Origin of the sequence: Algibacter lectus, from assembly GCF_004368925.1 — a bacterium.
Taxonomy (GTDB): domain Bacteria; phylum Bacteroidota; class Bacteroidia; order Flavobacteriales; family Flavobacteriaceae; genus Algibacter; species Algibacter lectus.
This window is the reverse complement of sequence record NZ_SORL01000008.1, coordinates 828,952-854,897: the sequence shown is the minus strand read 5'-3', so window position 1 is coordinate 854,897 and position 25,946 is coordinate 828,952. Positions and strand designations below refer to the sequence as shown.

The window sequence follows — 25,946 nt, the reverse complement described above, 5'->3', positions numbered from 1 at the left end:
AATGGTGAAATAAATATACGTAATTTTTTACATATCAGATTTTTTTAATAAAAAAAGCATCTCTACGGAGATGCTTTTTATTAACACTTACCTACTACCGTAGGATTTACTTAACACTATATTTTTAGTAAAGATTAACCCTCACAACTTTTACATTCCTTCTTCTGCTTAAATTTTTGTGCAGCATTCATACTGTGTTGGTAGTATAAAGACTTAACACCTAATTGCCAAGCAGTAACATATATTTTATTAATCTCTTTTACAGGCATATCTGGGTGCACCATAATGTTTAAAGATTGTGCTTGATCGATATGGTTTTGTCTGTTAGCAGCCTGATAAATAATAGTCATCTGGTCGATTTCAGAATATGTTTTAAACACATCTTTTTCATGATCAGTAAGTTCATCTAAATGTTGAACTGAACCATCGTTATCGCGAATAGATCTCCAAATTTCATTAGTATTAATTCCTTTTTCTTTTAAAAGATCTAATAAAAATGGGTTCTTGATAGTTGTTTTAATTTTAGCAATATCTTTTACATAACTGTTAGACCAAATTGGCTCGATACCTTGAGAAACCTGTCCTAAAATAAATGCGGAAGATGTTGTTGGAGCTACTGCATTAAGCGTTGTATTACGTCTACCATAACCTTTTAAAACTTCTGGCTCGCCAAATAACACTGCTAATTCTTTAGATGCTTTAACAGATTTTTCTTTAATAGTTTTAAAGATTTCACTGTTTAAATCGAAAGCTTCTTGACTATCGAAACCTACCATTTTAGATTGTAATAATGAGTGCCATCCTAAGGCTCCCATACCTAAAGCTCTATTTTCTTTAGCGAACGTATAGGCTTTTTCCATAAACATGAAAGTGTGCCTATCATCACGACTATCAGAATCTCTATAAACTTCTAATTTTGTAATAAACTCTTCTAATACCGCATCTAAAAAGTATACCATAGTTTCTACAGCATCGGTATCTTTCCATTTATCGTAATGTAATAAGTTTATTGAAGATAATACACAAACAAAAGACCAACGATCGTTTGTAGGTAGCATAATTTCAGAACATAAGTTACTTGCGTAAATCTCATGGTTCTTGTCTTTATAAACATCAGGAGCGGTATTATTTGCATTATCTCTAAAGAAAATATAAGGATATCCTATTTCTCCTCTACGTTGTAATACTTTTGCCCAGATTGCTCTTTTATCAGCATCACCATCAATCATTTCTTGCATCCACTCGTTACCTACTGTAACACCATGGGTTAACTCTTGAATTGGATTTCCTTCTGTTCCTATTTCTAAAAACTCGTGAATATCTTGGTGCTCTATTGGTAAATATGGTGAAAAACGGCCACGACGCACAGAACCTTGACTTACAACGTCTACCATTTTTTCGAAAAGTTGCATGATGTGAACTGCACCAGAAGACTCTCCGTTATTTTTTACAGGTGCGCCTCTATGACGCAATTTCCCGAAATAACCTGATGTACCACCACCAAGTTTAGACATCATTCCAACTTCTGATTGTGTATATAGAATATCTCCCATATCATCAGAAATATGCGAACCAAAGCAACTAATTGGTAAGCCACGACGCTTGCCAAAGTTAGACCATACTGGTGAAGCTAAAGAGTAATACCCTTCTGCCATGTACCCGTAAAATTTATCTGCAAAACCATCGATTTTTAAAATCTCTTCGGCTCTGTCTGCTATTTCTCTAATTCTAACTTCCGGTGTTGTATCATCGGTAAGGTATCCAGAAGATAAAAACTGACGACTATTTTCGGTTAACCATTTAATTTCTGGTTGTTTTCCAATTTCTTTTCTAGCTTCTTTTCTTGCTTTCTTTAAATCATCATAATTAGATGATTTGGTGTTTTCATTTAAACTCGTGTCTGTTTGGTTCTGTGTCTGATTGTTCATTTTTTAAAATAAGTCGTCGCTAGTTATACTTTTTGTTCTTTTACTGTAGTTAATGGAGCGCTTTACAAAGAAATCGCCATGTTTAGTACCGATTATTTCATCGTCAAACCATTCGGTTTTTTGCACTAACTCTTCGTTAACTTCAAATACCTTTTCAATACCAATACTCTCTAAAGAATTGTTGAAACGGTTTTTAATAAACTCGTTAACAACATCTTTTGGCAAGAAATCTAATTCACCGTCTTCAAAAATCCAGTCTACAATATCACTTTCAGAATCGAAAGCTTCAATACATAACTTTTTAATTAAGTCTGCATGCTCATCGTCAAACCACGTTGGGTTTTCTTCTTTAATAATTTTAATAATATCGATACCAAAATCGCCGTGTATTTGCTCTTCTTTAGAAGTAGCCTCAACAACATTAGACACACCTTTAAGCATGTTTTTATGCTTATTGAATGCCATAATTATTAAAAATTGAGAAAATAATGACACGTGTTCGATAAATAGAGAGAATAGCAAAATAGATTCTGCATAATCTCTATTATTTTCACTTTTTGCGTTTTTTAAGGCGGTTTCTAAATAATGAACACGTCTCATAATTACTGGTTTCTTCTTAAGGTTTTTAAACTCATTGTTTAAACCTAAAATTTCCAATAAATGAGAATATGCATCATGATGGCGTACTTCACTTTCTGCAAACGTTGCTCCAACCGATCCAATTTCTGGTTTCGGCATTTTATTATAGATATCTCCCCAAAAACTTTTTACTGCAACTTCAATTTGAGAAATAGCCAACATTGTGTTCTTTATGGCGTTTTGCTCAATTGGAGTTAGTCTTGTTTTAAAATCTTGTATATCACTGGTGAAATTAAATTCTGAATGAATCCAGTATGAGTGACGAATAGCATCTACATAATCATTCAATGCAGGATACTCATAAGGTTTTAAATTAATTCTTTTTTCAAAAATATTTGTTTTTCTACCTCTTGCTTGTTCGTTTCTGTATAAAATGTAAGCTTTTGCTACATCGTGAAACGAACTTTCCATCAATTTATCTTCAACAAGATCCTGAACTTGCTCTACGTTTGGCAAGTAATTAATATCTTTTGATTTTCTCTCTAGTAATGTTTGTAAAACTTTTACTGCAACTGTTTCTGCATCTTGTTTAGAACCGTTTCCAACCGAAAGCATCGCCTTTTCAACAGCACTAGCAATTTTACTCAAAACAAAAGGGCTTGTTTCGTAATCTCTTTTTATAATTTGTGTAATCTCCATAGTTATCTTTTTTTAATCGCTAGACAGTCATTTAGAATAATGTTGATAATTCAAAATTCTATTATTTAATCTGTAAAATTGTGTTATATTTTTCTTTAAGAGAAATAAAAAGAGGCTTCTTTTGCATCGCTTTTCTAAATAAATTTGAGAAGAAAAGTTTTGCCTTTTTTGCCGACAACAAAGATTGACAATTGTTGCTGAAAATGAAAGGGTATTTTATAAACATTGTCAACAAGTTTTTAACAATTATGCAATCTCGCAAAAAAGTGCTACTTTTTTTATGAGATTCTTACTATATTGAATATCAAATTATTATAAATCAAAAAAATCAAACTTTAGACTAAAATTTCATCGCTTCAATTCACCTTAAAACCCCTTATTTTACACTTGCTGATACCTTATTACAGAACCTCGATAAAACCTAATTTTCACTAATTACTGAAACATAAGTTTTGAATATTTTGGATATAAAATTTCGTAAAATCAAAATATTTAACACCCTTTTTTTTATTTTTTTTCTAAAAAATATTTTTAAAAATTAATTTTTAGTTCACAAAAAAAATGAAGCTTTTGAGGCTTCATTTTTTTTTTAAATATTAAGATATTGTATTTTATTTTTTCTTATAAAGTTTCGGCTACTTTTTCTAATTCCGCATACCAATCTTCACCAAACTTTCTAATTAAAGCTTCTTTTACAAATTTATAAACTGGCACACCCAATTCTTCACCAAGCTCACAGGCATCGTCACAAATTTGCCATTTATGATAATTTACAGCAGAAAACTCAGAATAATCTTGAACCCTTACCGGGTATAAATGACAAGAAACAGGCTTTTTCCAATCAATCTCACCTTGATTATAAGCCTCCTCAATAGCACAAAGTGCCACATTTTTGTCATCAAAAATAACATAAGCACAATCAGCTCCATTAATTAATGGCGTTTCCAAATCACCATCTTCCGATGTTGTATAAGTTCCTTGCGCCTCAATAGCATCAATACCTTCCTGACGTAAAAAAGGTTTCACCTTAGGATAGATTGCCTCCATGATTTTAATTTCGTCTTCCTCTAAAGGAGCTCCAGCATCGCCATCGATACAACAAGCGCCCTTACACGCCGAAAGGTTACACAAGAAATCTTTTTTTACTATTTCTTCAGAAATAATTGTTTTACCTAGTTGAAACATATTATATTTTACGTTATAAAGTGCAAAAATAGTTAATCTTAAATTGAAATTAATTAATTTAATAATCTACTTTTGCCGAAAAATTGAGATTTCTCAGTTTAACCAGTTTTTACTAAGAAAAACGTAAACAATTTTACGATTTATTAAATTATAAAAAAGACATGCAATTTAATTTTAAAGAAATATTTACAGCCTTTATGGTATTATTCGCAGTAATCGATATTATAGGTAACATTCCTATTGTTATAGATTTGCGCAAAAAAGTAGGACATATACAAAGCGAAAAAGCCTCTATAATTGCCGGGGTTATCCTTATTGTTTTTCTGTTTTTAGGAAAAAGTATTTTAAACCTTATTGGTATTGATGTAAACTCGTTTGCTGTTGCAGGTGCTTTTATCCTATTTTTCATTGCTTTGGAAATGATACTTGGCATTACACTTTATAAACAAGAGGAAGAAGCCTCGATGACGACAGCAGTATTTCCACTGGCATTTCCGCTCATTGCAGGACCTGGTAGTTTAACCACTTTATTATCTTTAAGAGCAGAATTTAGAACAGAAAACATTATTGTTGCTGTTTTAATGAATGTTATCATTATTTTTATCGTTTTAAAAACATCTGCTAAAATAGAAAGTATAATTGGCCAAAATGGTATTAATATTATACGTAAAATATTTGGTGTTATTTTATTAGCCATTGCTGTAAAATTATTTGCACATAATATCAAAGCTCTATTTGAAGTAATATAACCTTATATAGTATGAAAATTTTATCTATAGTTTTAAGCATTATCGCATTAGGACTTATTATTTTTAATTTTACTCAAATAAATTTCGACAATCCTTTTAAAGGACAAAGCATGATTGCTATTATTACTATAGTAGCATCACTTTGCGCCATATTATTGATGTTAATTTTGGGAGTTTCGAAAAAGATTGAGCAAAAAGTAAAAGACCACAAATAGTATGTACGATGCTTTAATTATTGGCGGTGGTGCAGCAGGCTTATCTTGTGCTTTAATTTTAGGTTCTGCCCAAAACAAGGCATTTGCGCAGGATAAACAAATTGCAATTATCACCCACCAAAAAACATCGCACCTACAAACCGCATTGTTCAATAATGTTTTAGGTTTAGCACCTGGCACTACTGGCGAATCTATTTTAGATAAAGGAAAAAGCCAACTAACCTCCCTTTACCCACATGTTGAACAAATTGATCATGAAAAGGTTTTAAAAATTTTAAAACAAACCAATGGCTTTGAGATTATTACTAACAAAAGCACCTATAAATCTAAAATTGTAGTTATTGCAGTTGGTTACACAAGTTTAATAAATATAAAAGGTTTAGAACAATACATTGAACCACACCCAAGAGCAGCCGTAGAAAAAGATAGAATTTGGTTAAAAAACACAGATCATTTAATTGAAGAAAATTTATATGTTGCCGGTACTTTAGCAGGATGGCGTAGTCAATTTGCTATCGCTTCTGGAAGTGGTGCACATGTGGCTACAGATATTTTAACACTTTGGAATGGTGGCAAACATGTAAAAGTGCATGATAAAAAGATATAACAACATCATTATTGTTGTAAAATAAAAAAGCTCTGATAATTTATCAGAGCTTTTTTTTATGCCATATTTTTAGAACGCATAGCGCTGCGGTCCGCCTCGTCTAATTTCTTCACTACAATGTGCCTCGAACTTCTTAAAGTTTTCACGAAAAGCATTCGTGAGTTTAAAAGCTGTTTTGTAATATGCTTCATCATCATTCCAAGTTGCTCTCGGACTTAAAACCTTCGTTGGTACTCCAGGACACTCTCTTGGTTGTGCCACACCAAACACCGAATGAATATGGTATTTATCATAAGAATACAGTCCTAAATCTCCATTTAAAACCGCATTAATCATAGCGCGTGTATACTTAAGCTTCATACGGGTTCCAACCCCATAAGGACCACCAGTCCAGCCTGTGTTTACTAACCAAACATTGACATTAGCATCAATCATTTTTTTACTTAACATTTCGGCATATTTCGAAGGATGCAAAGGCATAAATGGCGCCCCAAAACAAGCAGAAAATGATGGTGTAGGCTCTACAACACCCGCTTCTGTACCGGCAACTTTAGCCGTATATCCAGAAATAAAGTGATAAGCCGCCTGACTTGGCGTAAGCTTAGAAATTGGAGGCAAAACTCCAAAAGCATCAGCCGTTAAAAAGAAAATATTTTTCGGATTCTTCCCTATAGATGGTTTTCTAATATTTTCAATATGATCTATTGGATAACTTACCCGTGTATTTTGAGTTATAGATGTATCAGCAAAGTTAACATGCCCGTTTTCATCTAAAATAACATTTTCTAAAATCGCTCCTTTCTTAATAGCAGAAAATATCTCAGGTTCATGATCCTTATCTAAATTAATAACTTTAGCATAACAACCACCTTCAAAATTAAATACCGAGTTTTCTTCGGTCCAACCATGCTCATCATCTCCAATTAAACTTCTATTCGGATCGGTAGAAAGCGTTGTTTTTCCCGTTCCGGAAAGCCCAAAGAAAATAGCCGTATCCCCATCTTTACCCACATTAGCACTGCAGTGCATTGGCAGGGTGTTTTTAAATACAGGTAAAATGAAGTTTAGTGCAGAAAATATACCTTTTTTAATTTCTCCCGTATAACCCGTACCACCAATTAACGCTATTTTTTTTGTAAAGTTTAAAATAGCAAAATTATGTTGTCGTGTTCCATCTTTGTCAGGAACCGCCATAAAACTTGGTGCATTTACAATAGTCCATTCTGGAGTAAAATTTTCTAACTCAGCTTCAGTTGGGCGTAAAAACATATTATAAGCAAATTGATTGCTCCAAGGAAACTCATTGATAACTCTAATATTCAATTTATAATTTTCATCTGCGCAAGCATAACTATCACGAACAAAAAGGGTTTTACCCGAAAGATAATCTACAACCTTATCATATAATTTATCAAACTTATCTGTATCGAAGGGTATATTGACATCGCCCCACCATATTCTATCTTTTGTAATATCATCTTTTACAATAAACCGATCTTTTGGAGAACGCCCTGTAAATTCTCCTGTATTAACTGCTAAAGCACCTGAAGAAGCCTCTACAGCTTGTCCATTTTCAATAGCAATATCATGTAACTCTTCTGGTGATAATTGATAATGAACTTTGGCATTTTTTATGCCATAAGTTTCTAACTCAAACGTTTTCGTAAATTGTGCGTAATTACTCATATTTCGATGTTAAATTAATTATCCCGTAAATTTAAAACAAATAAATCGAATTTTCTTTAAATTAAATTCAAAATTAGTTTTGTTTTTTTAAGAAATCAATAAACACAAGTACCCAAGCCACTATTAAAAGTAGTCCACCAATAGGTGTAATTACACCAATGGTTTTAAAATCGAAACTGGTTAATACATTGGTTGACAAACCATAAATAGACCCTGAAAAGAAGAGCACCCCAACCACTACTAAATAAAATATTTTGGTTTTAGATTTTACAGAAATATAAGTTGTGCTTCCAACAAATAAAAGAAACAAAGCATGATACATTTGGTAACGCACACCCGTTTCAAAAGTTTGTACAGATTCTGAAGAAATTAAAGCCTTTAAACCATGCGCCCCAAAAGCCCCTAAAATAATACTTGTAACACCTAAAATAGCCGCTGTTAATAAAATAGTTCTGTTCATATCCTTAAAAATCGTTTAAATATTCATTAAATTAGTAAAGTCGAAACCACCTTTCACCTACAATCGACTACCAAACAAAACTACTCAACTAAACTCAAAATGCGAAAAATTTTAATCATTGGTTCAGGAAAATCTACTTCTTATCTTCTAAAATATTTATTAGATAAATCTGAAGAAGAAAACTTATTTATCACCATAGGAGATTTACATATTGAACACGCCCAAAAATTAACAAACGGCCATAAAAAAGCAAATGTTATAAAGCTCGATGTTTTTGATGAAAACTCAAGAAAAACAGCCATTCAAAATGCCGACATTGTGATATCTATGCTTCCTGCGCGCTTCCATATTGAAGTAGCGAAAGACTGCGTTTTCTATGGAAAAAATATGGTTACAGCATCTTACATAAGCCCAGAAATGCAAAATCTAAACCAAGAAGCCATAGAAAAAGGTGTGATTTTAATGAATGAAATTGGTGTAGACCCTGGCATAGACCACATGAGCGCCATGCAAGTTATAGACAAAATTAGAGACGATGGTGGAGAAATAATACTTTTTGAATCTTTTACTGGCGGACTTGTAGCACCAGAAAGTGATAATAATTTATGGAATTACAAATTCACCTGGAACCCAAGAAATGTAGTAACAGCAGGCCAAGGCGGCGGCGCAAAGTTTTTACAAGAAGGTACATATAAATACATTCCGTATAATCGATTATTTAGAAGAACTGAATTTTTAGATATTGAAAATTTTGGCCGCTTTGAAGTTTACGCCAACCGAGACTCTTTGAAATACCAAACCATTTACGGACTTCAAAACACAAAAACACTTTACCGAGGCACCATGCGCCGTGTTGGATTTAGCAAAGCATGGCACATATTTGTAACGTTAGGAATGACTGATGATAGCTACACTATAGATGATAGTGAAAATATGAGCTATCGCGATTTTGTAAATGCCTTTTTGCCATACAGCCCAACAGATTCCGTAGAACTTAAACTGCGCTATCAACTTAAAATTGATCAAGATGATATTGTTTGGAACAAACTTATCGAACTCGATATTTTCAACCCAAACAAAAAGGTTAACTTAAAAAAAGCAACGCCTGCACAAATACTACAAAAAATACTAATGGACAGCTGGACCTTATCTCAAAAGGATAAAGACATGATTGTTATGTATCATAAATTTGGTTACGAAAAGGCAGGAAAACAATATCAAATAGACTCCAACATGGTAACTATTGGCCAAGATCAAACCTATACAGCCATGGCAAAAACAGTTGGGTTACCTGTTGCTATTGCTACACTTGCTATTTTAAATAAAGCTATTACAACACCTGGAGTACAACTACCAATTAACAAAGAAGTTTACACTCCTATTTTAAAAGAGTTGCAAAATTTCGGAATTACCTTTAAAGAAAAAGAAGTACCATATTTAGGCTACAACCCATTAAATCATTAAACTTTTCAAGTATATAAAATACTTAGTTTAAGTTTCTTCTTTCTATAAAAAACTGTTTCATAAGCGCCGAAGCTTCTTCTGCTAAAACACCTCCTTTTATAGTTGTTTTGGGGTGAAGCTTAGTGTTTAAGTTAATACAACCACGCTCCATATCTCGAGCACCATACACAATATTAGAAATCTGACTCCAATACAAAGCACCGCCACACATTTGGCAAGGCTCTAGCGTAACATACAAAGTACACTTTTGTAAATACTTACCTCCTAAAAAATTTGCAGCTGCAGTAATGGCCTGCATTTCCGCATGTGCTGTAACATCGTTCAGAGTCTCAGTTAAATTATGTCCGCGAGCAATAATTTTATTATCAATAACAATTACAGCTCCAACAGGAATTTCACCACTTTTATAAGCAGCCTCAGCTTCCTGAAGTGCTTTTTTCATAAAATATGTATCATCAAAAGGTTGTATCATAAAAGCAAAAATACAATTTGAAATCATTTATTTAAGCTTCGGCAAGAAAATTGATAACAATAATTAACACACTAAGTTCATCTAGATTTATTAAAATTCAAAATCTGTTTTAATATGAAAAAATTCTACTCCATTTCTATCCCTAAACCTTGCCACGAGAATTGGAACAATATGATTCCCGAAGAAAAAGGTCGATTTTGCAACTCTTGTTCTAAAACCGTTATCGATTTTACTAAAATGGATACTATGGAAATTCAGGATTTTATTAATCAAAACAAAGAGAATAATATCTGTGGGCATTTTAGACAAACACAACTAGATAGTATTAATCTGCATATTCCATCGCATGTTTTAACACAAAGACAAAGCTTTAACCACATATTTTTATGGACGCTACTCATTGTTATGGGAACCACTTTAATGAATTGCACCAATAAAAACGGTGCCAAACAAAAAATTGACAGTATTGAAATTGTAGACTCTATATCCAGTAAAACTATCGATGCTTTAGAAGCGTTACCAAAAACAACTAAAGAAGACTCCATCACGAAAAAATCATGCAGTACAATTTCAGAAAAACTAAAAATTACAGATGGATTAATAATTACCGACACTCTTGGCGAGCCAGCAATATTAGAAACTACTCCACCGGTACTAGAACCGATAATCATTCCTGATCTAAAAGAAATAGAGCCTGTTATTATGGGTGATCTTATAACAGAACTCCCAATCACAATCGGTTTTCTTACAATAGAATCTCCACCAGAATTCGAAAACACACCAAAAAGCCTCACAATTAAAGAAAAAAGAGACTATTTTTCTGAGCGCATCTCAAAAATAGTTACTAAAAATTTCGACACTTCAATTTGCCCAGAATTGAGAGGTAAACAAAAAGTTTCTGTTCAATTTATAATAAACGAACACGGTAAGGTCGCTAAGATTAAAGCAAGAGCCCCACACCCTAGCCTAGAGAAAGAAGCAGAACGTGTTATTAACCTTTTACCACAATTTACTCCAGCAAAACAAGCAAACAGGCCTACAAGTATAGTTTACAACCTTCCAATTGTTTTCACTGTAGAAGAATAATAAAAATCATGTACTTTTGCGACGTGAGAAGCAAACTTTTAAACCACATAAACTCCCCCAAAGAACTTCGTCTTTTAAACCAAAAAGACTTACCTCAACTTGCTCGAGAATTACGTGAGTTTATTATTGATATTGTTGCAACCAAAGAAGGACATCTAGGTGCCAGCTTAGGCGTAGTTGAATTGACTATTGCATTACACTATGTATTTAACACACCAGACGATCAACTTATTTGGGATGTTGGCCACCAAGCATATGGTCATAAAATTTTAACCGAACGTCGTGAAAATTTTCATACCAACAGACAATTAAACGGCATTAGCGGCTTCCCTAAACGCAGCGAAAGTGTTTACGACACTTTTGGAGTTGGGCATGCTTCTACATCTATTTCGGCCGCTTTAGGCATGGCAATTGCCTCAAAACTAAAAGGCGATTTTAAAAAACAACATATTGCCGTAATTGGTGATGCGAGTATTGCTGGTGGCATGGCATTCGAAGGATTAAATCACGCTGGGGTTACCGACGCTAATCTACTTGTTATTTTAAATGATAATGCTATTGGAATCGACCCAAGCGTCGGCGCACTAAAACAATACTTAACCAATGTTAAAAAAGGCACGCAAAAACAAGATAATATTTTTGAAGCTTTAAACTTTAACTATTCTGGACCGATAGACGGACACAATTTACCCGCGTTAATTGCAGAATTAGAACGTTTAAAAACTGTTAAAGGCCCTAAGTTTTTACACGTAATAACAACTAAAGGCAAAGGCTTAAAGCAAGCAGAAGAAGACCAAGTAAAATATCATGCACCAGGAAAATTTAATGCCAAAACTGGCGATTTAAATATAAAAACACCTATCGTTGAGCCTCCTAAATATCAAGATGTTTTTGGGCACACTATTGTAGAATTAGCTAAAACAAACAAAAACATAGTAGGCATTACACCTGCCATGCCAACGGGAAGTTCTTTAAAATACATGATGAACGAAATGCCCGACCGTGCTTTCGATGTTGGTATTGCCGAACAGCACGCTGTTACCTTAGCCGCAGGTATGGCAACACAAGGCTTAGTAGTGTTTTGTAATATTTACTCAACGTTTTTACAACGCGCTTACGATCAAATAATTCATGATGTAGCCATACAGAAACTCCCAGTTATTTTTTGCTTAGATCGCTCTGGTTTGGTTGGTGAAGATGGGGCTACGCATCATGGTGTTTTCGATTTATCGTACTTAAGATGCATTCCCGATTTAATAATTTTTGCACCAAGAAATGAAATCGAATTGCGTAACATTATGTACACCGCACAATTAGGTTTAGAGTTTCCTATTGCCATAAGATATCCAAGAGGTCGAAGTTTAACTATAGATTGGAAACAACCTTTTTCTAAAATAGAAATTGGCAAAGCTACAGAATTAAAAAAAGGTAAAAACCTAGCAATTTTAAGTATTGGTAGTATTTCTAAAAATGTAAGTGAAGCAATTGAACATCTCAATGTTTCTCATTTTGACATGCGTTTTGTAAAACCCCTAGACGATAAACTATTACATAACATTTTTAAAAGTAACACCACCATTATCACTATTGAAGATCATGCTATTACCGGCGGTTTTGGATCGGCTATTTTAGAGTTTGCAGCACAACACAATTACAAAAACACCATTAAAACCTTAGGCATACCCGATCAATTTATGGATCATGGCAAGGTTGACGAGTTATTCAAATTAATTAACTTAGATGTTAATAGCTTAACCCAGTACTTCAGTGAATTTGCTTAATGTTTCCATCCTATTTTATAAATATTGATACCTATCAATTAAAAAATGAACTGTTTCGGTTTCTGAGAGATAAGTAATCATAAAAATTTCGCTATTTTTAGACTGCACCCCGTAAACCACAAAACACTAACCTGCAAAACTTTACAGGTTCAAAAAAGAAACAGCCATGACCAATCAAAGAATTTTAGCAATTATAGGTACCGGACCGAGAGGTGGATATGCCTTAGAAAATTTAATTAAGGAACTCATAAAAGCAAATGGCTTATCAAACATACATATATTACTTTTTGAAGAAACAGGGCTTTTTGGTAATGGTCAAGTTTACAAAACGGACCAAGTACCGAGCAATTGGATCAATATAAATGAAAGAATCCTGAATTTAGAGAAGCGTGAAGCTATTAACATAGATAAAATTAAAATCCCCGCATTTCCATCTTACCATCAATGGGCTAATAAAGATTTTAACAAAATAACCAAAGCAGAAGCAGATACTTATCCGCCACGCGCACAGGTTGGCGAGTATTTAAATCAAAGGTTTCAAACATTAGCAAATCCGCTTTTAACAGCCAACATCATTTCATTACTAAAAGAAGAAGTAACCGAAGTAGAAATTACCAATAAAATAGCATTAAAAACAAATACAAACATATATAAAAACATAGAAGAGGTATTACTAACCATTGGCCACCAACCTACTACTCTATCAAAACAAATTAAGGAATGGAAAGCTTTTGCTTCAGGAAAATCAAATATCAATTTATTTCAATCCCCTTACCCTATTGCTCAGTTTTTAAACTGCAAAAACATAACCTATAACAGTAAAATCGGTGTTCGCGGATTTGGATTAGCTATGATTGATGTTGTTAGAGGTATCGCTAACAAATTTGGAGATTTCATTATAACAGATGAAAACACCAAAGCATGCCACTATAAAACAGATTATAAAATTACCAATTTATTTATTCCCTTTTCTTTAGACGGTTTACCTCCTGCTCCAAAACCTTTAAACGCAGAAATAGACGACTGGTTTAAACCAACTAACAAACAGATCTCCGACTTTGAAAATATTATAAAAAACACCTCAGCTCAAAAAGAAGCAAATAGTCCTTTATTTTTAATTCAGGCCATTGCTCCTATTGTTGCTAAAATATATCAAAAACTTCCACAGCAATATCTTCCTGAATTACCGAAGAAAGACATTGAAACTATTACAGAAAAATGGTTACTAGACCAAACACACCAACACCCAACTATTATCCCGCAAAAACAACCCGCAAACCAGAGTATGCAAGACTATATTGGTATGGCAACAGGCAAAAAAGCAATTAGTTTAGATTATTGTATTGGTCAGGTTTGGAGACATTGCCAACCCTCTATTTATGATAAACTCTCTTTTAATTCATGTTCTGATAAAGTGTTTTCTGAAATTATTAAATTAGATGAAAGCACTAAACGTTATTCTTACGGACCACCAGTAGAAAGTATTCAACAAATGCTTGCCTTACATAAAGCTTGCGTAATGACTTTAGACTATACAAACAATCCTGAATTCGAGTTAACAAACAATGGCTGGAAAATTCTTGAAAACCAAAAAGCAATAACTGCAGATATTATGATTGATTCTGTTCTAGATGCTCCAAAAATAAACGCAGTGAACTCACCTATTGTAAAAAACATGCTTGCCAACGATTTAATAGAAGCTGTGCATGACGAGCTGGGCGTTGCCACTGACGAGAATGCCTATGTAATTTCCAACAATCCCGATAATAAACCATCGATAGCATTACTTGGAAGACTAGCCAAAGGCACAGTTATTGGAGTAGATGCTATTTTAGAATGCTTTGGCAGAAGAGCAAAAAAATGGACGAAAAAAGCAACAGAACATCATGTAAATTGGCTAAAAACCATTAATTTAGAAGAGAACCCCTAAAGCCCCATTTTACATAAACCTTTAAACAAAGCCATCAAAAGTTAAGTAGAAGTTTCGTACATTCACAATACATCATAGTTTAAGAATAAAAAGAAGAAATGGACAAAATTCAAAAAAATTAATAACCTTTGCTTTTTATTTTAAATAATATCATAAAAACCTAGTGTAGTAGCTAGATGATATTCAAATGAGAAATCTAATATGCACTAAATGAGAAATCCGTATGTTTTCACTTGATATTCGAACCCTTTATTTATGCTGCACACTAATTAATATTCTCAATATAGTATTAATTAGTTCGTTACACATTCAAGTAAAAAAACGATTTCCTGGCACTTTTTTAATCCTGATTAACTTCTGTTTAGGCGCCATGGGAAATGTGTTGGTGTTTTTTCGTGGCTATATTCCAGACTGGGCCTCTATACCCTTAGCGAATGTTTTACTTATTTCCTCATTAATTGGTTTATTAATGGGCTTAGAACAATTTCTTGACAAAAAAGGAAGTCATATCCACAATTACATTTTAACATCTATTTTTCTTATTATACACTCTTATTACACCTTTATAGAGCCAGATTTAAATGCTAGAAATATAAACATAGCCTTTGCCTACGTTATCATTAGTTTTCAAATTATCTATTTAATGTTTCGAAGAACCCCAATAGCAATGCGAAAAATTACACGCTCTATTGGTTACCTTTTTTGCGCTGTTTTTATAATTCAAGTGCTTCACATTATTTACAATGTGCAAAAAGAAGATGTTGTATCAGATTATTTTAAATCCTCAACCATAGAGTCTTTATTTCTTTCAAGCTGGATTATCATTACCGTTCTCATGCCTTATACTATTACTTTAATGTATAATAAGCGCCTAATTATAAACATAAACAAACAGGAAGAAAAGTTCTCAAAAGCCTTCCATGCTGCTCCTTTTGTAATAACCCTATCAAAATTTAGCGATGGCAAAATTTTTGAAGTTAATAAAAGCGTAGAAGCTATTTCAGATTATAAAATAGAAGATATAATAGGCATGAACTCTGCCGAACTAAACTTATGGGGCCAGAAAAGTGATCGTCAAAAATTCTTAACAAGCCTAAGTTCTAACGGTTTTGTAAAGGAAAACGAATATATATTTCGAAAAAAATCAGGTGAATTATTTCCAGGATCAATGACCGCACAGGTTATTAACATTAATAATGAAGATTGCATTATTTCGGTAATAAACGATATTAGTAATAGAAAAAAAGCAGAATTAAACTTAAGAAACAGCGAAGCTACCTTAAGAGAATTAAACTCTACAAAAGATAAATTCTTTTCGATAATTGCACACGATTTACGCACGCCTTTTAACGGCATTATGGGCTTTAGCCAAATACTACGCGACCAAATTAAAGAGAATAATTACGAAGATATTGATGAATACGCCGAAATTATCTATACCTCATCAGAGCATGCCATGGCTTTACTATCTAACCTTATGGAATGGTCGAGATCGCAATCTGGACAAATGAAATTTAACCCAGAGTATATTGATTTAATCGCTTTAATACAAAACACCTTAGGTTTACTAAAAACCTCTTCGGAACAAAAACAAATACACATTAATCTTGACGCAGCCGCTAACATTATTGTGTACGCCGATAAAGAAATGATCGAAACAGTACTCCGAAACATTATTTCTAACGCCATAAAATTCACACCTAAAAAAGGTGTTATTAATATACAGACGAAAGAAATGGAGAGCGAGCACCTTATATCCGTAATAGATAGCGGTGTTGGAATTTCTAAAGATGATCTCGAAAAACTGTTTCATCTCGACAAATCGCATACTACAGCTGGCACAAACGATGAAAGCGGAACAGGCCTAGGATTAATACTTTGTAAAGATTTTATTGATTACCATAAAGGAAAAATTTGGGCAGAAAGTGAAGTTGGTGTAGGCACCAATATGAGATTTTGTCTGCCAAAAATAAATCCTTTAATAAATTAAAAAAACAGCAAGTATCATGCTTACTAACTTATATGAGCTATAAGAAATCGCTCCTATAGTTTAGAAAAATAATAGAAGTCCATTATCGTTTTACAAATTACATTTTTAGTATTTTCGTCTTTATGAATAAAATTGATATTCGCACTGTAGATGTTACGCAATATGTGCATCCATTAAGAGAAGGTGGCTCACTTCCGGCTATAGTTAAGGCTGATGATGGCTTTCTATACGTATTAAAATTTAGAGGTGCCGGACAAGGAAAAAAAGCATTAATTGCTGAGTTTATTGGTGGAGAAATAGCACGTGCCATCGGCTTAAAAGTCCCTGAATTAGTTTTTATGAATTTAGACGACTCGTTTAGCAAAACCGAACCAGACGAAGAAATTCAAGACTTACTTAAATTTAGTGTAGGCTTAAATTTAGGCTTACATTTTTTATCGAGCGCTATTACTTACGACCCTTTGGTGAGCACGACAGATAGCTTAACAGCTTCTAAAGTGGTGCTTTTGGATAGTATTATTAGCAATATTGATAGAACTGCAAAGAACACCAATTTACTGCAATGGAATAAGGAACTTTGGGTGATAGATAATGGTGCTAGTTTTTATTTTCATCACGATTGGAAAAATTGGGAGAACCATTTAACCAGAACATTTCCGTTGATAAAAGACCATGTGCTTTTACAAAAAGCGACACGTTTAAAAGAAGCTGCGGTAGAAATTAAAAATTTGCTAAGTGCTGCTAAAATTGCAGAAATAATATCTAATATACCTGAAGATTGGCTTATAAGCGAATCGGATAGCATGAGTAGCGACGATATGAGAGCAGCTTATATCGAGTTTATAAATTCGAGATATTCTAAGATTGATTTACTAGTTAAAGAAGCTGAAGATGCAAGATAGATATACATTTGAGTACGCCGTTATTAGAGTTGTACCTAAGGTAGAGCGTGAAGAATTCTTTAATGTTGGAGTTATTCTTTTTTCGAAGCGTAAAAAATTTCTTGGTATAAAATATTATATAAACCCAGATAAACTAAAAGCGTTTTCTCCGGAAGTAGAATTGGATTTATTTAATAATTATTTAAAAGCTTGGGAGCTCGTTTGCGCCGGAAACCCAAAAGGAGGCAGAATAGAACAAATGGAACTATCGGATAGGTTTAGGTGGTTAACAGCTTGTAGAAGCACCATTATTCAAAGTTCTAAAACACACTCTGGATTGTGCAATGATCCTGAAAAAATGCTAGAAGATATTTTTAATAGCCATGTGCTATAAATAAGCAAACTCACAAAAACTCATTTAGAAAAACTAGCCTTCGCTAGTGCTCGCGTTAGGGATTGAACGGCCTGTTTGAAATCCTTTTTGTTTTTTCGAAAAAACAAAAAGATTGAGTAGTAAAAGCCCGACCCTTTTCGGGTAACGCCCAAAATATTTTAAAATCCTAGTATAGCTTTCGCGATAAGAAAATAGATAAGTATACCAAAAATATCGTTACTTGTAGTGATAAATGGCCCTGTGGCAATAGCGGGATCGACACCACGTTTATCTAAAATAATAGGCACAAACGTACCGATTAAAGCCGCCATAATAATAACAGTAATTAGCGCGATACCAATAGTCATTGATACAAGATACGAGGTTTTAAAACCAAAGTGACTGATAAGCAAAACAATGAGAGCAATGGCAACACCATTTACTAAACCTAACGAAAACTCTTTAAGCAAACGTTTTAATAATTTACCTTTTATGGTATTGTTTGCTAGACCTTGAACTACAATTGCTGAAGATTGCACACCAACGTTTCCAGCAGTTGCCTGTATAAGCGGTATGAACAACAACAACTCGGTATATTTAAGCATAGCTCCCGTAAAACCACTAATAATACTTGCGGCTCCAAGCCCTCCAAACATACCAATAAGTAGCCAAGGTAGGCGAGCTTTGGTGAGTTCCCAAACACTATCATCGGCCTCTACGTCTTGTGAGATACCGGCAGCTAATTGATAATCTTTTTCTGCTTCTTCTTTTATAACATCTACAATATCATCAATAGTGATACGACCTAAAAGAATTTGTTTTCCATCGACTACAGGAATGGCTTCTAAATCGTACTTTGCCATAACTTGTGCAACAACTTCTACATCGTCGTGCACGTTTACAGAATCTACACTAGAGATATAAATATCGGCGATTTTTTGTTCGTTTTTTGCAACAATAAGGTCTTTTAAAGATAAACGCCCTACAAGTTTACCTTGCTTATTTACAACATAAACGGAGTGTACACGGGTAACCTCTTCGGCCTGACCGCGAATACGACGTAAACACCCTGCAACCGTCCAGGTATCATAAACCTTTACAAGCTCTTTTGCCATAAGTCCACCAGCGGTATCCTCATCGTAGGCTAAAAGTTCATTAATTTCGGCTTTATGCTCTTCGTCTACAATTTGAGAAATTACTTCTTGCTGGCGCGATTCTGGCAGTTCTGCAATAATATCGGCAGCATCATCAGTATCTAGTTCTTCAATTTCTTCGGCAATTTCTTTAGCAGAAAGATTTCTTAGTACTTTTTCTCGATTGTCCTCATCGAGTTCCATTAAAATATCTGAAGTTGTTTCGGAATCTAACAACTTTATAACATACATCGCCTCCTCTAGATCTATTTCATCTAAAATTTCGGCAATATCCGCGTGGTGAAACTCGTCTAAAAGCACCTTAAGTTCCTTATCGTTTTTCTCTGCGATAAGCAGCTCAACTTGTTCGATGAGTTCCTTAGTTAATTGAAACTGTATGTTTTCCGTTTCTTCAGACAAATGAAAAAATTTAAAAGGTTCTACTTGTCGTTTTCCAGCAATTGCGTAAGCTCTAAAAAGGAGGCTACACTTAATTGCTCAGGACGTTGGCCAAATATACTATTTGCTTTTAAATTATCGGACAAATCGAATGTTTTTAAACTGTTACGAAGTGTTTTTCTACGTTGTTGAAAAGCTGTTTTAACAACCTTAAAGAACATTTTTTCGTCGCATGGCAGCGAGTAATCTTCTTTACGCGTTAACCTTAACACACCAGAGTCTACCTTTGGTGGCGGATTAAACACATCTGGTGGTACGGTAAATAAATATTCGGCATGATAAAATGCTTGTACCAAAACAGAAAGAATACCATAAACCTTAGATCCTTCTTTAGAACAGATACGCGCCGCAACTTCTTTTTGGAACATACCAGAAAATTCAGGTATTTGATCTCGCATTTCTAAAGTTTTAAAAACGATCTGTGTTGAAATATTATACGGAAAATTACCAATGATAGCAAAGGGTTCGCCGTTTAAACTTTCATTTAAATCGTATTTTAAAAAATCTTTTTCTATAATTCGAGGCGCCAAGTTTAAGTAATTGGCTTGTAAATACTCTACCGATTCGGTATCGATTTCTACAACATACGTGGTAACTGGCTTTTTAAGCAAGTATTTAGTAAGCACGCCCATTCCTGGCCCTATTTCTAGAACGGTTTTATAATTATTTAGCGTTAAGCTATCGGCTATTTTTTCGGCAACTGTTTCATCATTTAAAAAATGCTGCCCCAGGTGTTTTTTAGCTCTTACTTGATTATTATTTGATTTGTATGCCACGAAATAGAATGTTTTAAGGAAAACACGAAGATATGAAACTTAAAAACAATACTTCTGCCATGATTGAAGTATTGTTTTTACGGGTATAATATTGTTTCTTAGTATCAAGAAATGTAATGTTTCTCAAACCACTTAGACTAAGACCGTATGCAGCAAACATTCACAGAATTTTCGACTAATGCCATTTTAAAAATTGGAGACGAATCGCTTTTAAGTATTTATAAAGAATCTACCCAAGCAGCACTATATACCTTTATTAGAACGCACGATACCAAAGCCGAAATTATTGTAGATAGCATACCTTATACTATAGAAGCTGGAAGTTTGCTTGTACTTACACCTGTACAATACATTCAATTTGTAAAAGGAGAAAACTTAGTAGTTTATCAATTTAACCAGGAGTTTTATTGCATTAAAGATCACGACCAAGAAGTAAGCTGCGCTGGTTTGTTATTTTTTGGCAATGTACATGTGCCTTTAATTGGTCTAAGTACCGAAGAAGCTCACAAATTCTCGATACTTCATGAAGTTTTTATGGATGAATTTGATACTAAAGACAGCATACAAGCCGAAATGTTACGCATGCTTATGGCACGCTTCATTATAATAAGTACGCGTTTACTAAAAGCAAAAGAAGGTTTTGTTGAAACTACAAAAAACACCAAAATAGAATTGCTTCGTGAATTTAACATGCTGGTAGAAACACATTTTAAAGCCGAGCATAGCGTATCTTATTATGCCGATAAACTTTTTAAATCTCCAAAAACATTATCCAACACGTTTTCTAAACTTAATACAAGTCCTTTACAAATTATTCACGATCGTATTATTCTAGAAGCAAAACGCTTATTAATCTATACCGATAAAACGGCTAAGGAAATAGCATACGAAGTTGGCTTTGAAGACGCCTCTCATTTAAGTCGATTATTTAAAAAAAACACCTCTTTTTCTCCTTCAGACTTCAAAAAACAGCTTAAAACTACGGTTTAGGGAAAAATCGACAACTCTTCGGGTAATCTATCCATTCTATAGCACCTCTTATTGCTTCATCTTTGCACTGTATAACAAAAACATCAAAGACATGAAAACTAAAAACACATCCATTTTCAATTTAATTGAAATATTTAGAAGTAACAAGAAAGTAGCGTTAAAGACTATTAGTCCTAAAACACATTGTGAGCAAAATCATTTATCTGATTTTTATTGCGATGCTGAAAAACCATACATCTCTTTCTAATTCAACACAAAAAATAGCAAAGGGCAAAATTGACATGTCAAAAGGAAAAACCTACCTGGTTTAACTCTTAAAACCGTCGCACCTTTGTACCAAGATAATCAAACACAAAAAATAATAATAAAATTTAAAAATATGAGCACATTTAATGTATTAACAAGAGAAGAAGTAAGCGAAAATAACCAAGCTATTTTTGATAACTTAAAAAAAGCAGTTGGTTTTGTACCAAACTTATATGCAGCTTATGCATACAGTGATACTGCATTAGAAAACTACTTAGGCTTCGCCAATGCAAAAACATCTTTATCTGCTAAAGAAAAAGAAGTTGTAAACTTAGCAGTAAGCGAAGTAAACAATTGTATTTATTGCCTATCTGCACATACAGCTATTGGTAAAATGAATGGTTTTACAGACGAGCAAATTTTAGAATTAAGAGCAGGACATTCTTCTGTAAACGATAAACTTAATGCTTTAGCCGCACTAGCTAAAAACATTACAGAAAACCGTGGAAGAACAGACGCGGCAGTTTTAGAAAACTATTTTAACGCTGGTTACACCAAAGCAAACTTAATTGATACTATATCGCTGGTTGGTGATAAAACAATATCTAACTACATACACAGCACAACACAAGTACCAGTAGATTTTCCGGTAGCACAACCACTTGCAGAAACAGTAGCATAATCAAAACTCATAACCTTCGGGTTTCTAACATAAATAATTATTAACAACGCTTTATAAAAATAGAAGCACAATTAAATTTTAAGATGAAAAAAGTAGTAGCAATTTTAGTATTCGTATTAGCATTTGTAGTAAACTCTAATGCACAAGATGTAAAAACAGTATCTCTAGAACAAACTAAAGGAGAATTTACACAAAAGAACTTAACGATTAGTGAAGGTTCTTATATTTTCGAAATCGCAAACAACCATTCTGGTGTAGATGTTGGTTTTGTATTAATTCAAAAAGGAAAAGATGCAGCCAACCCAGAAAACCACATTAAAACAGCTTACGTAACACAAGTAGTTGCAGAAGGAAAAACAGAGAAATCTAATGTAACAACTTTAGAAAAGGGTGAGTACGTATACTTTTGCCCACTAAACAAAACACCTCAGTACACTTTAACTGTGGAGTAATTAATAGTGTTTTTTATTTGTTGTAAAAAGGCAGCCTTATTCCGGCTGCCTTTTTTTGTACTTATATTTTAGCAGAAAAAAAAAACCGTCTAAATATTTCTACCTAAACGATCTCTTGATGCTAAAAAACTAATATTATCTCGATTAAAGAGTGACTAATTCAAATAAATAATTGTTTAGTTTTTGTAGCGTATTAATTTTATCACTAGAGTCTATTAATAGTGAAATATTGTTATTACTACCACCATAAGAAATCATTCTAATTTTTACATCTTGTAAAATCTGAAAAAGCTTAAAAGTATCTTGATGATTAACAACAGTATGCCCAACTAAACAAACAATACTTTGGTTTTTATCGACCTCAATAGATGCTATTTTATCTAGCTCAACCAAAATTTTATCTAAATTTTTATCATCATCAATAGTTAAAGACACAGCCACCTCAGAGGTTGTAATCATATCAATTGATGTTTGATAAGTTTCAAAAATTTCAAATACCTTTTTTAAGAATCCGTGTGCTTGTAACATACGAGCCGATTTAATTTTAATGGCTGTAATATTATCTTTAGCTGCAATAGCTTTTATTCCAGTTTCAGATGTTTTACTAGAAATTAAAGTACCATGCGCCTCTGGATTCATGGTGTTTTTTAATCGTACAGGAATACTATCTGCTCTAACAGGAGTAACAGTTTGTGGGTGTAGAATTTTTGCTCCAAAATAAGCTAACTCTGCAGCCTCATCAAAAGATAAGTCCGAAATAGGATGCGTATTTTCAACATACCTAGGATCGTTATTATGCATTCCATCAATATCGGTCCAAATTTGTACTTCTTCAGCTTTTATAGCCGCACCAATAATGGTTGCAGTATAATCACTTCCGCCACGTTGCAGGTTAGAAATAGCTCCAGAATCATCTAAACAAATAAATCCTTGAGTAATATAAATATCTGCTGGTCCGGCATTATTTAAAACAACCTCTAAATGCTCTTTTATATAATTAATGTCTGGCTCTTTGAAACTATCAATTTTCATAAAATCTAAAGCCGGCAATAACACAGAGCTTACACCTTCTTGCTTTAAAAAACTATTAAACATAAAAGTCGACATTAATTCGCCTTGCGCAACAATTTGATTGTTTAGCAACTCCGAAGACTTCTTATAAGTACACTCTACCAAAAAGTTAAAAACCTCAGATACATATGCTTTTGTTTCTGCATTTAAACTTTCATTTTGAAGTAACGTATCAATAACTTCAAAATAAGTTTCGTGAAGTTTATTTATTTTATCTACAGCTTCATTCGCCGTGTTATTTTCAATATCACTTGCAATAGCAACCAATTGGTTTGTAGTTCCAGACATTGCCGAAAGCACAACAACCTTTTTAGCACCATCGTTGATAATACTTTTAACATTAAGCATATTCTCAACCGACCCGACCGAAGTCCCTCCAAATTTTAAAACTTTCATATGGATAATACTTTTATTTAGTTTATTTCTTAAGCAAAACTAAAACTCTTAAGACCAATAATAGCATTTTTTAAAAAATATGTTTATTTTTGCACAAATTGTTAAATAGTTAACATGAAGACTGTATCTAACTGTGTAGAAGACATTTTAATTTCGCAACCTTATTTGGAGGAAGCGCTTTCTAGAAACATTATTAATTTTAGTGCATTAGCGCTAGAACTTACCGAACCTATTAGTAAAATGCTAAAAAAGGATGTTAAAGCAGGAGCGATTATGATGGCCTTACGCCGTTATAACCCACCAATTACTTTAACAAATTCGGTTAAAATGAAACGCGTAATCCAAAACTTAGGCGATATTACAGTTCGCTCTAATTTAACAGATTACACAGTCAAAAATTCTGAAACCCTTATTGACAATCACGCAAAAATTCTTGCGCGCATCAATCAAGAGTCTAAATTATTTTACACCTTTACTAGAGGTATTCACGAAAGCAACATTATTATCTCTAGCAGTTTAAACGATTTTATAAAAGACTCCCTTAAATTAGAATCTTTTATTGCCGTGCAAGAAGGCCTTTCTGCCATTAGCATTAACTTACCACAAGACAACTCTAAAATCGCAGGGCTTTACTACCACTTCTTCAAACGATTAGCCTGGGAAGGCATTGTACTTTACGAAGTAATTTCTACCACCAACGAGTTTACTATTTTAGTTGAAGATAAATATGTAGACCAAGCCTTTGCCGCCATAAAACGAGTGAAATCTTAATTTTTAAATCTTAAATGATAGAGTATCTTTGCCCGAGATATTGAAATCATGATATTACAACATAAAGGCATTAACATATTTTATACCGACCAAGGTAAAGGCAGCGCAGTAGTTTTACTTCACGGTTTTTTAGAAAACATTTCCATGTGGGATGAACTCACACCTATTCTTTCTAAAAAAAACAGAGTTATTTGTATTGATCTATTAGGGCACGGAAAAACAGACTGTTTAGGCTACGTACACACCATGGAACTTATGGCCGAAGCTGTTACTGCAGTTTTAAAACACTTAAAAATTCGTCGATCTACATTTATTGGTCATTCTATGGGCGGCTATGTAGCGCTCGCTTTCGCGGAAGAAAATCCAGACGCGTTAAAAGGTTTATGCTTAATGAATTCTACAGCCAGTGCCGACACACCAGAAAAACAGCAAAATAGAGATCGTGCTATTTTAGCTGTAAAGCAAAACCATAAAAGCTTTATAAGGATGGCTATTGTAAATTTGTTTAGACCAAAGAACAGAACCTTATATGCTGATAAAATAAAAAAAATAAGAAAAGACGCTCAAGAAACTCCCCTTCAAGGTATTGTAGCCGCTTTAGAAGGCATGAAAATTAGGAACGATCGTGAAGCCCTTCTCCACTTTACTCCGTTTAAGAAAATGTTAGTAGCAGGAAAAAAAGATCCTGTTTTACACTACGATACTCTTGTAGAACAAACACAAAACACAGAGGTTAAATTAGTTACACTCCCGGACGGACACATGTCGCACATCGAGAATAAAGACGAACTTCTGTTAAATTTAACGCATTTCATCGAAAAAATATAGCTTTTCGTCGTGTTTATTTTTTATTTTTACTATATTCACAAAGTAAAAATCAACCCA

General features: G+C 33.5%; 25 protein-coding genes. 16 read left to right on the top strand and 9 right to left on the bottom strand.

Features of this window, described 5'->3' with window-relative positions:
- Positions 1-134: 134 nt before the first annotated feature.
- From DFQ06_RS12030 to DFQ06_RS12020, 3 genes are all read right to left on the bottom strand, one after another.
- Positions 135-1,928, bottom strand: a complete 1,794-nt coding sequence (locus DFQ06_RS12030) for a ribonucleoside-diphosphate reductase subunit alpha (protein WP_042504668.1) — start codon at positions 1,926-1,928, stop codon at positions 135-137.
- Positions 1,929-1,931: 3 nt separating this feature from the next.
- The gene (locus tag DFQ06_RS12025; protein WP_042504667.1) at positions 1,932-3,206 is read right to left on the bottom strand and encodes a ribonucleotide-diphosphate reductase subunit beta; all 1,275 of its coding nucleotides are present in this window, start codon (positions 3,204-3,206) and stop codon (positions 1,932-1,934) included.
- 621 nt (positions 3,207-3,827) lie between these two features.
- Positions 3,828-4,391, bottom strand: a complete 564-nt coding sequence (locus DFQ06_RS12020) for a DUF3109 family protein (RefSeq protein ID WP_042504666.1) — start codon at positions 4,389-4,391, stop codon at positions 3,828-3,830.
- A 161-nt stretch (positions 4,392-4,552) separates the two neighbouring features.
- Here DFQ06_RS12020 and DFQ06_RS12015 point away from each other — a divergent pair, with 161 nt between their 5' ends.
- From DFQ06_RS12015 to DFQ06_RS12005, 3 genes are read left to right on the top strand one after another with little or no spacing between them, the layout of a single operon-like run.
- Positions 4,553-5,140, top strand: a complete 588-nt coding sequence (locus tag DFQ06_RS12015; protein WP_042497700.1) for a MarC family protein — start codon at positions 4,553-4,555, stop codon at positions 5,138-5,140.
- An 11-nt stretch (positions 5,141-5,151) separates the two neighbouring features.
- A complete protein-coding gene (locus DFQ06_RS12010; protein WP_042504665.1) occupies positions 5,152-5,355 on the top strand; it encodes a hypothetical protein in 204 nt (67 codons plus the stop codon).
- Position 5,356: 1 nt separating this feature from the next.
- Positions 5,357-5,962 carry an FAD-dependent oxidoreductase gene (locus DFQ06_RS12005; RefSeq protein WP_133967892.1) on the top strand — a complete coding sequence of 202 codons (606 nt, stop codon included), beginning with the start codon at positions 5,357-5,359 and terminating at the stop codon, positions 5,960-5,962.
- A gap of 69 nt (positions 5,963-6,031) precedes the next feature.
- Here the strand turns inward: DFQ06_RS12005 and pckA are convergent, their stop codons facing one another.
- Together pckA and DFQ06_RS11995 are read right to left on the bottom strand one after the other, a co-directional pair.
- Positions 6,032-7,648, bottom strand: coding sequence for a phosphoenolpyruvate carboxykinase (ATP) (gene pckA, locus DFQ06_RS12000; protein ID WP_133967890.1), 1,617 nt, complete (start codon positions 7,646-7,648; stop codon positions 6,032-6,034).
- Between the two features lie 73 nt (positions 7,649-7,721).
- Positions 7,722-8,108: a DUF423 domain-containing protein gene (locus DFQ06_RS11995; protein WP_074937355.1), complete on the bottom strand. Its 387-nt coding sequence runs from the start codon at positions 8,106-8,108 to the stop codon at positions 7,722-7,724.
- A gap of 30 nt (positions 8,109-8,138) precedes the next feature.
- Here DFQ06_RS11995 and DFQ06_RS11990 point away from each other — a divergent pair, with 30 nt between their 5' ends.
- A complete protein-coding gene (locus DFQ06_RS11990) occupies positions 8,139-9,572 on the top strand; it encodes a saccharopine dehydrogenase family protein (protein WP_262709891.1) in 1,434 nt (477 codons plus the stop codon).
- A gap of 22 nt (positions 9,573-9,594) precedes the next feature.
- Here the strand turns inward: DFQ06_RS11990 and DFQ06_RS11985 are convergent, their stop codons facing one another.
- Positions 9,595-10,044 (bottom strand): nucleoside deaminase, encoded by a 450-nt coding sequence (locus tag DFQ06_RS11985; protein WP_042497806.1) that lies wholly within the window; start codon positions 10,042-10,044, stop codon positions 9,595-9,597.
- Positions 10,045-10,158: 114 nt separating this feature from the next.
- Between DFQ06_RS11985 and DFQ06_RS11980 the strand changes: the two genes are divergently transcribed.
- The 6 genes from DFQ06_RS11980 (at position 10,159) to DFQ06_RS11955 (ending at position 18,106) form a co-directional block, all read left to right on the top strand.
- Entirely contained in the window at positions 10,159-11,130 is a 972-nt protein-coding gene (locus tag DFQ06_RS11980; protein WP_052415342.1) for an energy transducer TonB, read from the top strand.
- Positions 11,131-11,138: 8 nt separating this feature from the next.
- On the top strand, positions 11,139-12,911 hold the full coding sequence (dxs, locus tag DFQ06_RS11975; protein ID WP_162857653.1) for a 1-deoxy-D-xylulose-5-phosphate synthase: 1,773 nt from the start codon (positions 11,139-11,141) through the stop codon (positions 12,909-12,911).
- Between the two features lie 166 nt (positions 12,912-13,077).
- Positions 13,078-14,841 (top strand): FAD/NAD(P)-binding protein, encoded by a 1,764-nt coding sequence (locus DFQ06_RS11970; RefSeq protein WP_133967886.1) that lies wholly within the window; start codon positions 13,078-13,080, stop codon positions 14,839-14,841.
- 370 nt (positions 14,842-15,211) lie between these two features.
- Positions 15,212-16,831: a PAS domain-containing sensor histidine kinase gene (locus DFQ06_RS11965; protein WP_159140062.1), complete on the top strand. Its 1,620-nt coding sequence runs from the start codon at positions 15,212-15,214 to the stop codon at positions 16,829-16,831.
- A 122-nt stretch (positions 16,832-16,953) separates the two neighbouring features.
- Positions 16,954-17,733 carry a HipA family kinase gene (locus DFQ06_RS11960; protein WP_042504655.1) on the top strand — a complete coding sequence of 260 codons (780 nt, stop codon included), beginning with the start codon at positions 16,954-16,956 and terminating at the stop codon, positions 17,731-17,733.
- Positions 17,723-18,106 (top strand): DUF3037 domain-containing protein, encoded by a 384-nt coding sequence (locus DFQ06_RS11955; RefSeq protein ID WP_074937366.1) that lies wholly within the window; start codon positions 17,723-17,725, stop codon positions 18,104-18,106. The genes DFQ06_RS11960 and DFQ06_RS11955 overlap by 11 nt, the downstream gene beginning before the upstream one ends.
- A gap of 158 nt (positions 18,107-18,264) precedes the next feature.
- Here the strand turns inward: DFQ06_RS11955 and mgtE are convergent, their stop codons facing one another.
- Together mgtE and rsmA are read right to left on the bottom strand one after the other, a co-directional pair.
- Positions 18,265-19,638, bottom strand: a complete 1,374-nt coding sequence (gene mgtE, locus DFQ06_RS11950; RefSeq protein WP_081958633.1) for a magnesium transporter — start codon at positions 19,636-19,638, stop codon at positions 18,265-18,267.
- 20 nt (positions 19,639-19,658) lie between these two features.
- Positions 19,659-20,453, bottom strand: coding sequence for a 16S rRNA (adenine(1518)-N(6)/adenine(1519)-N(6))-dimethyltransferase RsmA (gene rsmA / locus DFQ06_RS11945; RefSeq protein WP_042504653.1), 795 nt, complete (start codon positions 20,451-20,453; stop codon positions 19,659-19,661).
- Between the two features lie 147 nt (positions 20,454-20,600).
- Here rsmA and DFQ06_RS11940 point away from each other — a divergent pair, with 147 nt between their 5' ends.
- From DFQ06_RS11940 to DFQ06_RS11930, 4 genes are all read left to right on the top strand, one after another.
- On the top strand, positions 20,601-21,443 hold the full coding sequence (locus tag DFQ06_RS11940) for a helix-turn-helix domain-containing protein (protein WP_042497720.1): 843 nt from the start codon (positions 20,601-20,603) through the stop codon (positions 21,441-21,443).
- A 91-nt stretch (positions 21,444-21,534) separates the two neighbouring features.
- Complete coding sequence (locus tag DFQ06_RS19425) at positions 21,535-21,690, top strand: hypothetical protein (protein ID WP_159140061.1); 156 nt, start codon at positions 21,535-21,537, stop codon at positions 21,688-21,690.
- Between the two features lie 132 nt (positions 21,691-21,822).
- Positions 21,823-22,371, top strand: a complete 549-nt coding sequence (locus tag DFQ06_RS11935) for a carboxymuconolactone decarboxylase family protein (RefSeq protein ID WP_042504745.1) — start codon at positions 21,823-21,825, stop codon at positions 22,369-22,371.
- Between the two features lie 83 nt (positions 22,372-22,454).
- Entirely contained in the window at positions 22,455-22,823 is a 369-nt protein-coding gene (locus DFQ06_RS11930) for a cupredoxin domain-containing protein (protein WP_042504651.1), read from the top strand.
- A gap of 144 nt (positions 22,824-22,967) precedes the next feature.
- On the opposite strand, the gene DFQ06_RS11925 is transcribed toward DFQ06_RS11930, so the two are convergent.
- Positions 22,968-24,290 carry an aspartate kinase gene (locus tag DFQ06_RS11925; RefSeq protein ID WP_042497724.1) on the bottom strand — a complete coding sequence of 441 codons (1,323 nt, stop codon included), beginning with the start codon at positions 24,288-24,290 and terminating at the stop codon, positions 22,968-22,970.
- Positions 24,291-24,404: 114 nt separating this feature from the next.
- On the opposite strand from DFQ06_RS11925, the gene DFQ06_RS11920 reads away from it, so the two are divergent.
- Complete coding sequence (locus DFQ06_RS11920; protein WP_133967882.1) at positions 24,405-25,061, top strand: hypothetical protein; 657 nt, start codon at positions 24,405-24,407, stop codon at positions 25,059-25,061.
- Between the two features lie 48 nt (positions 25,062-25,109).
- The gene (locus tag DFQ06_RS11915) at positions 25,110-25,889 is read left to right on the top strand and encodes an alpha/beta fold hydrolase (RefSeq protein ID WP_133967880.1); all 780 of its coding nucleotides are present in this window, start codon (positions 25,110-25,112) and stop codon (positions 25,887-25,889) included.
- Positions 25,890-25,946 lie beyond the last annotated feature (57 nt).

Bases quoted from the DNA above. Each gene is read 5' to 3' on its own strand.
- DFQ06_RS12030 (WP_042504668.1), bottom strand. From the start codon at position 1,928: ATGAACAATCAGACACAGAACCAAACAGACACGAGTTTAAATGAAAAC.
- DFQ06_RS12025 (WP_042504667.1), bottom strand. From the start codon at position 3,206: ATGGAGATTACACAAATTATAAAAAGAGATTACGAAACAAGCCCTTTT.
- DFQ06_RS12020 (WP_042504666.1), bottom strand. From the start codon at position 4,391: ATGTTTCAACTAGGTAAAACAATTATTTCTGAAGAAATAGTAAAAAAA.
- DFQ06_RS12015 (WP_042497700.1), top strand. From the start codon at position 4,553: ATGCAATTTAATTTTAAAGAAATATTTACAGCCTTTATGGTATTATTC.
- DFQ06_RS12010 (WP_042504665.1), top strand. From the start codon at position 5,152: ATGAAAATTTTATCTATAGTTTTAAGCATTATCGCATTAGGACTTATT.
- DFQ06_RS12005 (WP_133967892.1), top strand. From the start codon at position 5,357: ATGTACGATGCTTTAATTATTGGCGGTGGTGCAGCAGGCTTATCTTGT.
- pckA (WP_133967890.1), bottom strand. From the start codon at position 7,648: ATGAGTAATTACGCACAATTTACGAAAACGTTTGAGTTAGAAACTTAT.
- DFQ06_RS11995 (WP_074937355.1), bottom strand. From the start codon at position 8,108: ATGAACAGAACTATTTTATTAACAGCGGCTATTTTAGGTGTTACAAGT.
- DFQ06_RS11985 (WP_042497806.1), bottom strand. From the start codon at position 10,044: ATGATACAACCTTTTGATGATACATATTTTATGAAAAAAGCACTTCAG.
- DFQ06_RS11980 (WP_052415342.1), top strand. From the start codon at position 10,159: ATGAAAAAATTCTACTCCATTTCTATCCCTAAACCTTGCCACGAGAAT.
- dxs (WP_162857653.1), top strand. From the start codon at position 11,139: ATGTACTTTTGCGACGTGAGAAGCAAACTTTTAAACCACATAAACTCC.
- DFQ06_RS11970 (WP_133967886.1), top strand. From the start codon at position 13,078: ATGACCAATCAAAGAATTTTAGCAATTATAGGTACCGGACCGAGAGGT.
- DFQ06_RS11965 (WP_159140062.1), top strand. From the start codon at position 15,212: ATGGGAAATGTGTTGGTGTTTTTTCGTGGCTATATTCCAGACTGGGCC.
- DFQ06_RS11960 (WP_042504655.1), top strand. From the start codon at position 16,954: ATGAATAAAATTGATATTCGCACTGTAGATGTTACGCAATATGTGCAT.
- DFQ06_RS11955 (WP_074937366.1), top strand. From the start codon at position 17,723: ATGCAAGATAGATATACATTTGAGTACGCCGTTATTAGAGTTGTACCT.
- DFQ06_RS11940 (WP_042497720.1), top strand. From the start codon at position 20,601: ATGCAGCAAACATTCACAGAATTTTCGACTAATGCCATTTTAAAAATT.
- DFQ06_RS19425 (WP_159140061.1), top strand. From the start codon at position 21,535: ATGAAAACTAAAAACACATCCATTTTCAATTTAATTGAAATATTTAGA.
- DFQ06_RS11935 (WP_042504745.1), top strand. From the start codon at position 21,823: ATGAGCACATTTAATGTATTAACAAGAGAAGAAGTAAGCGAAAATAAC.
- DFQ06_RS11930 (WP_042504651.1), top strand. From the start codon at position 22,455: ATGAAAAAAGTAGTAGCAATTTTAGTATTCGTATTAGCATTTGTAGTA.
- DFQ06_RS11925 (WP_042497724.1), bottom strand. From the start codon at position 24,290: ATGAAAGTTTTAAAATTTGGAGGGACTTCGGTCGGGTCGGTTGAGAAT.
- DFQ06_RS11920 (WP_133967882.1), top strand. From the start codon at position 24,405: ATGAAGACTGTATCTAACTGTGTAGAAGACATTTTAATTTCGCAACCT.
- DFQ06_RS11915 (WP_133967880.1), top strand. From the start codon at position 25,110: ATGATATTACAACATAAAGGCATTAACATATTTTATACCGACCAAGGT.